General features: G+C 72.3%; 12 protein-coding genes. All 12 read right to left on the bottom strand.

The genetic code is table 11. The annotated features are described in order from the left end of the window. Positions 1-19: 19 nt before the first annotated feature. Positions 20-1027, bottom strand: a complete 1008-nt coding sequence (argC, locus tag ACZ6QQ_RS30895; protein ID WP_465881079.1) for an N-acetyl-gamma-glutamyl-phosphate reductase — start codon at positions 1025-1027, stop codon at positions 20-22. A gap of 217 nt (positions 1028-1244) precedes the next feature. Then, entirely contained in the window at positions 1245-3773 is a 2529-nt protein-coding gene (gene pheT / locus ACZ6QQ_RS30890; RefSeq protein ID WP_465881077.1) for a phenylalanine--tRNA ligase subunit beta, read from the bottom strand. A gap of 58 nt (positions 3774-3831) precedes the next feature. Next, positions 3832-4893: a phenylalanine--tRNA ligase subunit alpha gene (locus ACZ6QQ_RS30885; protein WP_465881075.1), complete on the bottom strand. Its 1062-nt coding sequence runs from the start codon at positions 4891-4893 to the stop codon at positions 3832-3834. A 179-nt stretch (positions 4894-5072) separates the two neighbouring features. Then, positions 5073-5933 carry a TrmH family RNA methyltransferase gene (locus ACZ6QQ_RS30880; protein ID WP_465881073.1) on the bottom strand — a complete coding sequence of 287 codons (861 nt, stop codon included), beginning with the start codon at positions 5931-5933 and terminating at the stop codon, positions 5073-5075. A 32-nt stretch (positions 5934-5965) separates the two neighbouring features. Continuing rightward, complete coding sequence (gene rplT, locus ACZ6QQ_RS30875; RefSeq protein ID WP_145777279.1) at positions 5966-6358, bottom strand: 50S ribosomal protein L20; 393 nt, start codon at positions 6356-6358, stop codon at positions 5966-5968. 34 nt (positions 6359-6392) lie between these two features. After that, positions 6393-6587, bottom strand: a complete 195-nt coding sequence (gene rpmI / locus ACZ6QQ_RS30870) for a 50S ribosomal protein L35 (RefSeq protein ID WP_465881071.1) — start codon at positions 6585-6587, stop codon at positions 6393-6395. Between the two features lie 19 nt (positions 6588-6606). Next, positions 6607-7233, bottom strand: coding sequence for a translation initiation factor IF-3 (infC, locus tag ACZ6QQ_RS30865; protein ID WP_465881069.1), 627 nt, complete (start codon positions 7231-7233; stop codon positions 6607-6609). Positions 7234-7570: 337 nt separating this feature from the next. Further along, the gene (locus tag ACZ6QQ_RS30860) at positions 7571-7984 is read right to left on the bottom strand and encodes a PH domain-containing protein (protein WP_465881130.1); all 414 of its coding nucleotides are present in this window, start codon (positions 7982-7984) and stop codon (positions 7571-7573) included. A gap of 71 nt (positions 7985-8055) precedes the next feature. After that, positions 8056-8985, bottom strand: coding sequence for a DMT family transporter (locus ACZ6QQ_RS30855; RefSeq protein ID WP_465881067.1), 930 nt, complete (start codon positions 8983-8985; stop codon positions 8056-8058). Positions 8986-8995: 10 nt separating this feature from the next. Continuing rightward, entirely contained in the window at positions 8996-9841 is an 846-nt protein-coding gene (gene hisG / locus ACZ6QQ_RS30850) for an ATP phosphoribosyltransferase (protein WP_465881065.1), read from the bottom strand. Positions 9842-9899: 58 nt separating this feature from the next. Then, entirely contained in the window at positions 9900-10163 is a 264-nt protein-coding gene (locus tag ACZ6QQ_RS30845; RefSeq protein ID WP_121159833.1) for a phosphoribosyl-ATP diphosphatase, read from the bottom strand. Positions 10164-10231: 68 nt separating this feature from the next. Next, entirely contained in the window at positions 10232-10753 is a 522-nt protein-coding gene (locus ACZ6QQ_RS30840) for a SigE family RNA polymerase sigma factor (protein ID WP_465881063.1), read from the bottom strand. Positions 10754-10999 lie beyond the last annotated feature (246 nt).

The raw sequence follows: 10999 nt of genomic DNA, 5'->3' as shown, positions 1-10999 counted from the left end.
CTGCCGATCATCGATCCGGTCACGGCGCCACCCCGTAGACCGGCAGGCCGGTGGTCTCCGGCAGGCCGAGCATCAGGTTTGCGCACTGCACGGCCTGACCGGCCGCGCCCTTGCCCAGGTTGTCGATCGCGCTCACCACGATCACCCGATCGGAGTCGACGTCGACGGTCGCCTGGAGGTGGCAGGAATTGGAGCCATAGGTGGCTGCGGTGTGCGGCCAGGTGCCCTCGGGCAGGACGTGCACGAACGGCGAGTCGGCGTATGCCTCGGCGAGCACCGCGCGGGGGTCGGTCGCACCGGCGCCCAGCGGCAGCGCGGTGACGGTGGCCAGGATGCCCCGCGGCATCGGCGCCAACACCGGGGTGAAGGAGAGGCTGGTCGCGCCGGTCGCCTGCTTGATCTCCGGCACGTGTTGGTGGGCGCCGACCTTGTAGGGCGTCAGGTCGCCCATCACCTCGCTGCCGAGCAGGTTGACCTTCGGCGACCGCCCGGCGCCGGAGGTGCCGGAGGCCGCCACCACCACGACGTCCCGCGCGGCGACCGCACCGGCGGCGATCAGCGGCGCGAGTGCCAGCGTGATGGTGACCGCGTAGCAGCCGGTGGCCGCGACCCGGTTCGAGGCCACGATCGCGGACCGCTGGCCGGGGAGCTCGGGCAGGCCGTAGGTCCACCAGCCGGCGTGACTGCCGCCGTAGTAGCGGTGCCAGGCCGCGCCGTCGCGCAACCGGTGGTCGGCGCCGAGGTCGACCACCTTGACCGTCTCCGGCAGGGCGGCAGCCAGGGCCGCCGACTCACCGTGTGGCAGGGCGAGGAAGACCAGGTCCGCGTCGGCGAGCGTCTCCGGATCGGTCCGGCCGAGAATCAGGTCCAGCCCGACCAGGTGCGGGTGCACGACCGAGACGGGCGTGCCCGCCTGGCTGTGCGCGGTGGCGGTGACAAGATCGAACTCGGGATGCCCGGCGATCAGGCGCAGCAGTTCACCACCCGCGTATCCACTGGCCCCGGCGACCGCAACTCGGATACCCATGCCCACCTCCGCATTTGTATACGGACAAGCTATCAGGAGGCGGCGGCGGAACGCAATACTATACGGCCGACCGGATGATCACTCATGGCAACCTTTCGGCTGCTCCCGAGCAGCGCGACGAGCGGCAACCGGCGCCGTACCCGGAAGCAACGTCGCGGTGGCCGGCAACACCACCCCGCCCACCGCGACGTACACCCGGAACTGGACTGTCGACGACTCAGGCGCCGCGCAGGGTGGCACCGAGCCGGGACGCCGCCTCGGCGACCGCCGCGTCCCGCGCGGCCACCGCCTCCTCCACCGTCAGGGTCCGGTCCGGCGCCCGGAAGGTGAGCTTGTACGCCAGCGACTTGCGGCCCACCCCGAGCTGCGACGAGGCGTACACGTCGAAGAGGCGGACCGACTCCAGCAGGTCCCCCGCACCGTCGACCAACGCCCGTTGTACGTCGGCGGCGGCGACCTCCTCCGGCACCACCACCGCGACGTCGATCAACGCCGGCGGGAACCCGGAGATCCGGGGCGCGGACGGCACCGGGGTCGGCGGCAGCAGTTCCAGGTCCAACTCCATCGCACTGGTCCGTCGGGGCAGCTCCAACGCCTCGACGGTCGCCGGATGCAGCTCGCCGGCGTACCCGACGACGGTGTCGTCGACCAGCACCTCGGCGCAGCGACCCGGGTGCCAGGGCGCCCGTTGCGCCGCCCGTACCGTGACCCGGCCGGCGGGCAGGCCGGCGGCGGCGAGCACCCCACGGGCCGCCTGCACCGCGTCGGCCCAACCGGCCGCCTTGCCGGCACCCCACCAACCGGTGCGCTCGACCTCACCGGCGAGCACCACGGCCACGTGTCGGGGCTGGTGCGGCAGGACCGCGTCGGCGGCCGCGAACTCGGCGTCGCTGGGCCGGTGCTCGACTCCCATCGGCGGCGGGCTGCCGGCACCGGGGCGGGACTCGAAGACCGTACCGATCTCGTAGAGGCCCAGGTCCCGCTGACCCCGGCCGAGGTTGCGCTTCAGCGCGCCGAGCAGCGGGCCGAGCAGCGTGGTGCGCAGCAACGGCTCCTCGTCGGAGAGCGGGTTGGCCAACCGGACCGCCCGTCGGCGCGCATCGTCGGCCGGCAACCCGAGCAGGTCGAACAGCTCCGGTGACACGAACGGGAACGACACCGCCTCGACGTACCCGTTGTCGGCCAGCATCCGGGCGATCACCCGGACCCGCCGCTGTGCCGGGGTGAGCCCACGCCCGGGCGGGGCGAGCGGCAGCACCGAGGGCACGTGCTCGTAGCCGCCCAACCGGACGACCTCCTCGACCAGGTCGGCCGGGCCGGTCAGGTCCGGCCGCCAGGTCGGCGGGGTCACCCGGAGCAGGTCCGGCTCGGTCACGACGGTGCAGCCGACCTCCTCCAGCAGCGCGACCACCCGCGCGGTGGGGTAGTCCACCCCGACCCGCCGGGTCGGCAGCTCGGGGTCGAGCGCGATCGGCGCCGGGGGACGCAGCTGCGCGAAGTCGAGGATCTCGGGGCTCGCCGTGCCGCCGCCGTACGTGGTGAGCAGGGTGACCGCCCGGTCCAGCGCGACCAGCGCCACGGCCGGGTCGACGCCGCGCTCCCAGCGCTTGGCCGCCTCGCTGAACAACCGGTGCCGGCGGGCGGTGCGCCCGACCATCGCCGGGTCCCAGTGCGCCGCCTCGAACAGCACGTCGGTGGTGCTGGCGACCACCTCGCTGGTCTGGCCGCCCATCACCGCGGCGAGCGAGATCGGCAGTCCGTCGCCGTCCCCGGCGACCGGGTTGGGCTGCCCGGCGTCGCAGATCACCATGTCCTCGGGGTCCAGCACGCGGGTCACGCCGTCCAACGTGGTCAGCTTCTCCCCCGCCACCGCCCGGCGCACGACCAGCGCGCCGGTGAGCCGGTCGGCGTCGAAGGCGTGCATCGGCTGGCCGAGTTCGAGCATCACGTAGTTGGTGATGTCGACCGGCAGCGAGATGTTGCGGATGCCGGCGACGGTGAGCCGCTGGCGCATCCACTGCGGGCTCTGTGCGGTCGGGTCGACGCCGCGCACCAGCCGGGCGGCGAACCGGTCGCAGCCGACCGGGTCGCGCACCTCGACCGGGTACGCCGGCTGCTCGGTCCCGCCCGGTGCCGGCACCAGCGCCGGGTCCCGAAACGGCACCCCGAAGGCGTGCGACAGCTCGCGGGCGATGCCTCGCACCGACAGGCCGTAGCCACGGTCCGGGGTGATCTCCAGTTCGACCACCACGTCGTCGAGCCCGACGACCGGGCGGGCGTCGTCACCGGGCTTGGCGGCCGTCTCCGGCGGCAGGACCAGGATGCCGGCGTGGTCGTCGCCGAGCCCCAGCTCCTTCACCGAGCAGATCATGCCGTTGGAGTTGTGCCCGTACGTCTTGCGGGCACCGATCGCGAAGCCGCCGGGCAGCACCCCGCCGGGCAGGATCACCACGACCCGGTCACCGGGGGCGAAGTTCGTCGCGCCGCAGACGATCTCCTGCAACTCGCCGGTGCCGTTGGCGGTGCCGACATCGACCCGGCAGAACCGGATCGGCTTCTTGAAGCCGGTCAGCTCCTCGATCTCGCGTACCTCGCCGACGACCAGCGAGCCGGTGACCGTGGTACGCAGGTCCACCAGGGACTCGACCTCGAGGCCGAGATTCACCAGTGCCCGTTCCAGCTCCTCGGTGCCGAGGTCGACGGGCAGGTCGACGTGCTCGCGCAGCCAGGAAATAGCAACTCGCATGACTCAGACCACCGCTTCCGAAGTTCGATTCCGCATGCCAGTTCGATTCCGCATGCCGCTACGCCTCGACACCGAGCGCGCCGGTGAACCGCACGTCACCCTCGAACAGGTCCCGCACCTCACTCACCCCGTTGCGGATCATGACCGTACGGTCGACGCCCATGCCGAACGCGAAGCCGGAGTAGACGTCCGGGTCGATCCCGCAGGCGCGCAGCACCTTCGGGTTGACCATGCCGCAACCGCCCCACTCGACCCACTGCGGCCCGTTGCGGTGCTCCGGGAACCAGACGTCGAACTCGGCCGACGGCTCGGTGAACGGGAAGTAGTGCGGCCGCCAGCGGGTCCGCGCGTCCGGCCCGAACATCGACCGGGCGAAGTGGTCGAGCGTGCCGCGCAGGTGGGCCATGGTGATGCCCTTGTCCACGACCAGCCCCTCGACCTGGTGGAAGACCGGGCTGTGGGTGGCGTCCAACTCGTCGGTGCGGTAGACCCGCCCCGGGCAGATGACGTAGATCGGGGGCTTGCGGGCGAGCATCGTCCGGGCCTGCACCGGCGAGGTGTGCGTACGCAGCACCAGTCCCGGTACGTCCACGTGGAAGGTGTCCATCAGGCCCCGGGCCGGGTGGTCCGGCGGGATGTTGAGCGCGTCGAAGTTGGTCCACTCCAACTCCACCTCCGGGCCCTCGGCGATCTCGTAGCCCATGCCGACGAAGAGATCACCGATCCGCTCCATCAGCAGGGTCAGCGGATGCCGGGCACCCCGGGGGCGCCGGTCGTACGGCAGCGTGACGTCGACCCGCTCCTCGGCGAGCACCCGTTCGGCCTGGGCACGTTGCAGCTCGGCCCGCCACTCGTCGTAGATCGTCTCGATCGCCCGGCGGGCCTCGTTGACCCGCTTGCCGGCGTCGGACTTGGCCGCCGGTGGCAGCGCGCCGATCTCCCGGCGGGCCAGCGAGACCGGCGCCCGGTCACCGAGGTGCTGGTGGCGCAGGGCGGCGAGGGCGTCGGGGTCGGCGGCGTCGGCGAACGCCGCGCGGGCGGCGGCGACGGCCTGGTCGAGGTTGTCCTGGTCGAGCAGGGCGACCTGTTTCGGGTCGTACGGATCGTTGCGGTATGTCATGGCTTACGGGTGCTCCCTCACGGCGGAAGGCCGGCCTCGGCGGCGGCCACCAGAGTTTACGGACGCGCGGCGCCGCCGCAGCCCGCCGGTGGGAGCAGGGAGCAGGAAAGGGTCAGACCTGCCGCCCGCCGACACCGGCGGGCTGGCTAAACGAGTACGTCGAGGCACTCATGAGAGGTCTACTCCTTGGTTCGCAATGCTCTGGCCGAAGCGTACAGGCAGACGGCTGCGGCGGCAGCCAGGTTAAGGCTCTCCGCGCGCCCGTGCAGCGGTACCCGGACCCGCGCGTCGGCGGCCGCGGCCAGCTCCGCCGGCAGGCCGTGCGCCTCGGAGCCGAACAGCCAGGCGGTCGGCCGGGCCAGCCCGCCGTCGTCGGCGAGGTCGTCCAGGTCGGTTTCGCCGTAGCCGGAGGCGGCGAGCACGATCAGCCCGGCGCCGCGCAGGCTGGCGACGACGGCCGCCGGGTCGTCGGCCCGGACCACGTCGACGTGGAAGAGACTGCCGGCCGAGGCCCGCACACACTTTCCGTTGTACGGGTCGACGGTGTCACCGGCGAAGATCACCGCTCCCGCCCCGGCCGCGTCGGCGGTACGCAGCACCGTGCCGGCGTTGCCCGGATCCCGGATCCCGGCCAGTACGCCGACCAGCCTCGGGGACCGGTCCAGTGCCCGGTGCAGCGGTTGGTCGAACTGGTCGCAGACGGCGACCAGCCCCTGCGGGGCGACGGTCTCGGTCAGCGCGGCGAGTGCCTCGTCGGTCACCGGGGAGACGGGTGTGCCGGCGCGCTGTGCGGCGTCGGCGAGTTCGGCGTACCGGTCGAGTGCGGCCGGGGTACCGAAGAGTTCGCGTACCACGCCGGGGCGGTCGAGTGCCTCGCGGACCGCCTGCGGCCCTTCGGCGAGGAACCGTCCGGTGCTGTCCCGGTCCCGGCGTCGCTGCAACCGCCGGGCGGCGACCACCCGGGGCGTACGCGGCGTGAACGGTCGCGGGTCCGCGCCCCGGACATGGTCGAGGCGCCCCACCTGCGGTCCGGACGGCATTCGGGGCGCCTCGATCAACTTTTTGCGATACCTCAGGCGGCCTGGGCCGCCGCGCCACCGGTGCCCTCGGCCGCGACCGCGGCACGGGCCACCTCGACGATGGCGGCGAACGCCGTCGCGTCGTTGACGGCCAGGTCGGCCAGGATCTTGCGGTCCACCTCGACGCCGGCCAGCTTGAGGCCCTGGATCAGGCGGTTGTAGGTCATCCCGTTGGCGCGGGCACCCGCGTTGATCCGGGTGATCCAGAGCTGCCGGAAGTCGCCCTTGCGGTCGCGACGGTCCCGGTAGGCGTACTGCATCGAGTGCAGCACCTGCTCCTTGGCCTTGCGGTACAGCCGGGAGCGCTGACCGCGGTAGCCACTGGCGGTCTCCAGCAGGGTACGACGCTTCTTCTGGGCGTTTACAGCCCGCTTGACGCGTGCCATCTCAACTACTCCTTCGGGTTAAGTGGCGGGCGCGTCAGCGGCCCAGCAGCTTCTTGATTCGCTTGGCGTCAACCTGGGCAACCTCGACCGTGCCGGTGAGCCGGCGGGTGTGCTTGGAGGCCTTCTTCTCCAGGTTGTGCCGCAGGCCAGCCTGCTGGGCGACGATCTTGCCGGAGCCGGTCACCTTGACCCGCTTGCCCATTCCGGTGTGGCTCTTCATCTTCGGCATCTGTTGCGTCTCTCCCCTGTTACTCGCCGACGGTGCCGGCGGGCTCGACCGCGGGCTCGGCCGACGGTGCCTCAACCGTCTCGCCGCCCTCGGCCGTCTCGGCATCTCGCTCACGCGGTCCGCCGGCCTTGGCTGCCGTGGCGGCGGCCTTGGTGGCGCGGTGCGGAGCCAAAACCATGATCATGTTTCGGCCGTCCTGCTTCGGCGCGGCCTCGACGTACCCCAGCTCCGAGATCTCCGACTCAAGTCGACGCAGGAGCCGGTAGCCGAGTTCCGGGCGACTCTGCTCACGACCACGGAACATGATCGTTACCTTGACCTTGTCACCCGCCTTGAGGAACCGCACCACGTGACCCTTCTTGGTCTCGTAGTCATGCGGGTCGATCTTCGGCCGGAGTTTCATCTCCTTGATGACGGTCTGCTGCTGGTTACGCCGCGCTTCGCGCGCCTTCAGTGCGCTCTCGTACTTGAACTTGCCGAAGTCCATGAGCTTGCACACCGGCGGGCGCGCCATCGGCGCAACCTCGACCAGGTCCAGGTCGACGTCCGCGGCCAGCTGCAGAGCGCGCTCCAGCGGGACGATGCCCACCTGCTCACCCTCAGGGCCGACCAGTCGGACCTCACGTGCCCGGATCTGTTCGTTCACGCGTGGTTCGACGCTGATGGGGCCTCCTCGAGTCGTTACTCCTTCGGTGCCGACACCCCGCCGGCTCCCGGGTGGGAACCGACCCGGAAAGCAGAAGGCCCCGGCGCATGCCAGGGCCCGCTCGACCGGTCGGTGCGACACGAGGCCACACATGCGACCCGGATCCAGGATCCGGGTCGTTGACCGGACCCGGCCACCGACTGGGGCGACTCGGGTGGGAGCAGGCGCTCCGCTTTACCGCTGTCACCGCGAGGGACAGCATGGTCGACCCGGCAATGTTAGCAGGTCGGGCGGATCGCCCGGTAAACGGGCACCCGGCCCGGCGGGTCGAGACTGCTCAGCTCGCGGCCGGCAGCCGCAGCGCGGCGTCGTGCAGGGCGCGCAGCGCACGCACCCCGGCGACCGCCGACTCCTTGTCCACCGCCTGGAGGGCGATCATCGGAACCAGCTCGTCGTCGTGCAGTTCCAGGCTCGCCCAGGGCGAGCCGTGGTCGAACCGCACCGCCCGGACCACGTCCCAGGGCAGGTTGTACGAGCCGAGCACGTTACGCACCCGCACCCCCTGCGTGTCCGCCTCCACCTTCACCCGGGTGAAGAGCAGGACCACCAGCGCGCCGAGCACACCCAGACCGATCATGGCGAACGAGTCACCGCGTTGGAAGGTGGCCGCGCCCTGGCCGGTCGACCCGTGCAGGGCCAGCCCCAGCGCGGTGAAGACGACCACCAGGGCCGGTGCCAGCACCCAGCACATGATCCGCAGCCGGCGGGGTCGCAGCCGTACGAGGTCGGAGTCGGTCACGGCGACCATCCTGCCACCCCGGCTCAGCCGGCGGTCGCCGCAGGGCGGGCACCCCGACCGGAGACCACCACCGCGAGCAGGGTGAGCAGGGCACCGGCGAGCACCGCCCCGCTGGCCCCCGGCCCACCCGGCCGGAGCACGTCGAGCAGGAGCGCGCCACCGAGCTGGCCGGCGACGATGGCCAGTCCGGTACGAAGCACGCCGACCGACCGTACGCAGACCAGCAGGGCGATCACGATCCCGACCCCGACCGGACCACCGACGTACAGGTACCAGTCGGTCGGCCAGTGGATCTCGCCGAGCCGGCCGAACGCGCCGGCCACCGCCGCCACGGCGACGATCGCCGGGGTGCTGACCGCGAAGTTGACCGCCGTACCGGCGCCGGCGCCGCCGACCGCCGAGATCCGCCCGTTCAGCGCCGCCGACAGGGCCACCGCCACACCACCGGCGGCGGCCAACGCCACCAGCCCGACGGCGAGTTCGCCCAGCGGGCGGCCGACCTGGGCCAACGCCACCGCACCGACGCCCAGCAGCGCGCCGAGCAGGCGCGGGGCGGTCACCGCCCGCCGACCGCCCGGAGCCAGCCCGGCCCGGTCGACGGCCAGTCCACCGGCACTGTTGCCGGCCACCTGGGCGATGGTGAACACGGCCACCCCGAGCGCCGGCACCACGTACGTCGCGATCACCACGAACCCGCCGCCGCCGATTCCGCCCAGGTAGCTCCACCAGGGCAGCCGGGCCCGGCGCAGGACACCGAACCCGGCCCGCATCGACGGGACCGCCAGCAGGCCGACCAGGAGGACGGCGACCCCACCGGCGTTGTTGACCACCGCTCCCATGGCCGCGTTACCGACCCGGGCGCCGAGTTCGGCGTTCGCCGCGCTCTGCACCGCCGAACCGACCCCGCCGAGCACCGCCAGTCCGAGTGCCGCCCAGGCGGGGAGGATCCTCACCCGCCGAGTTTCACAGCCGACAGGCGTGGATGTCTGTGACGAGGATCGCCCGCGCGCCGAGGTCGTACAGCTCGTCCATGATCCGGTGTACGTCGTTGCGCAGCACCATGGCCTGGACCGCCACCCAGCCCTCCCGGTGCAGCGGCGAGATGGTCGGCGACTCGATGCCGGGGGTCAGCGCGGTGGCCCGGTCGAGCAGGTCGGCCCGTACGTCGTAGGCGAGCATCACGTACCGCCGGGCGACCAGCACCCCGTGCAGCCGGCGCAGCAACTGCTCGGCCTGGTTGTGCGCCGGGGCGCCGAGCCGGCGGATCAGCACCGCCGAGGAGCGCAAAATCGGCTCGCCGATGATCACCAGGCCGGCCTGGCGCAGGGTGGCACCGGTCTCCACCACGTCGGCGACCACGTCGGCGACGCCGAGCCGGACCGCGTTCTCGACCGCGCCGTCGAGCCGGACCACGTCCGCCTTCAGGCCGTGCTCGACCAGGTGGCGCTCGACCACGCCGGGGTACGCGGTGGCGATCCGTCGGCCACCGATCTGCTCGGCCGAGGTGATGGTCTCCGGCGACGCGGCGAACCGGAAGGTGGCGCCGCCGAAGTTGAGGTCGAGCACCTCCTCGGCCGGGCTGCCGGCGTCGATCAGCAGGTCCCGACCGGTGATGCCGAGGTCGAGGTCACCGGAGCCGACGTAGGTGGCGATGTCACGGGGACGCAGGTAGAAGAACTCGACATCGTTCGGCTCGTCCCGACAGACCAGGTCCTTCGGGTCGGTACGTTGCCGGTAACCCGCCTCGCGCAGCATCTGCGCGGCGGGAGCGGACAGGGTGCCCTTGTTGGGGATGGCGATGCGCAGCATCTCGGGTGCTCCTTCGATCGGCTGGACGGGGTTCGACCATGAATCGGGGCGTGGCACCTCAGAGATGTCGGTAGACGTCCTTGAGCTCCAGTCCGGTGGCGAGCATCAGCACCTGGGCCTGGTAGAGCAGTTGGGAGATCTCTTCGGCGGCGCGCTCGGGGCCCTCGTGCTCGGCCGCCATCCACGACTCGGCCGCCTCCTCGACGACCTTCTTGCCGATCGCGTGCACGCCGCGTTCCAGGGCGGCCACCGTCGCCGAGCCCGGGGTGCCGGCAGCGGCCTTCGCCTGCAACTCGGCGAACAGCTCTTCGAACGTCTTCACGGCATCGGATTCTCGCAGCCGCCCGGAGCCGGTCGCCGCACCGGGTCTCCCCCGGCCACCAGATGGACTCAGCGCAGGGTCCGCAACGTCCGGCGCAGTGCGGCGGCGCCCCGCGCGGTGTGGCTCTTCACCGTCCCCCGGCTCACTCCCATCGCCTCGGCCGTCTGCGCCTCCGACAGGTCGGCGTAGTAGCGCAGCACGATCGCCTCCCGCTGCCGGGCGGGCAGGGCCCGCAACGCGGCGAGCACGGCGTCGTACCGCAGCAGGTCGAGGGCCCCGGCCTCGGCGCTCGGCGCGTCCGGTTCCGGCCGGGCGCCGGCCAGGTGGGCCCGCACCACCCGGCGGTGGCGCAGCACCGAGCGGGACCGGTTGACCACCGTCACCCGCAGGTAGGACAGCGCCCGGTCGGCGTCGCGCAGCCAGGGCCAGCGCCGGTGCAGGCAGACGTACGCGTCCTGCACGATCTCCTCGGCCGTACCCCGGTCGTGCAGCAGCAGTACGGCGAGCCGGAGCAGCGGGCGGTAGTGGGCGACGAAGAGCCGGGTGACCGCATCGTCCACCTCCCGCCGGGCTGTCCGGGGATACGGCATGGTCCTCCCGCCCGGCGCGACACCGGCGGGTGGCTGGTCACCCGTGGCCGGTGCGCTGGTCCTGGCTTCGGTTTACGCCCCGGCCGACCGGACACGCCAGCGCTCCGCCAGAAGCCGACCGGACACGCCAGCGCTCCGCCGGACGCCGACCGATGCCGGTGGCCACGCCGGCCCGTGATCCCGGTCGATCCGCGGCGGTAATCCCTACCAATATGGTGGGGCACTCTATGGACGGGTTCCCGCCTG

This window comes from Micromonospora sp. NPDC049529, assembly GCF_055586685.1.
The sequence above is the reverse complement of the archived record's forward strand: the minus strand, read 5'-3'. Positions and strand labels throughout refer to the sequence as shown.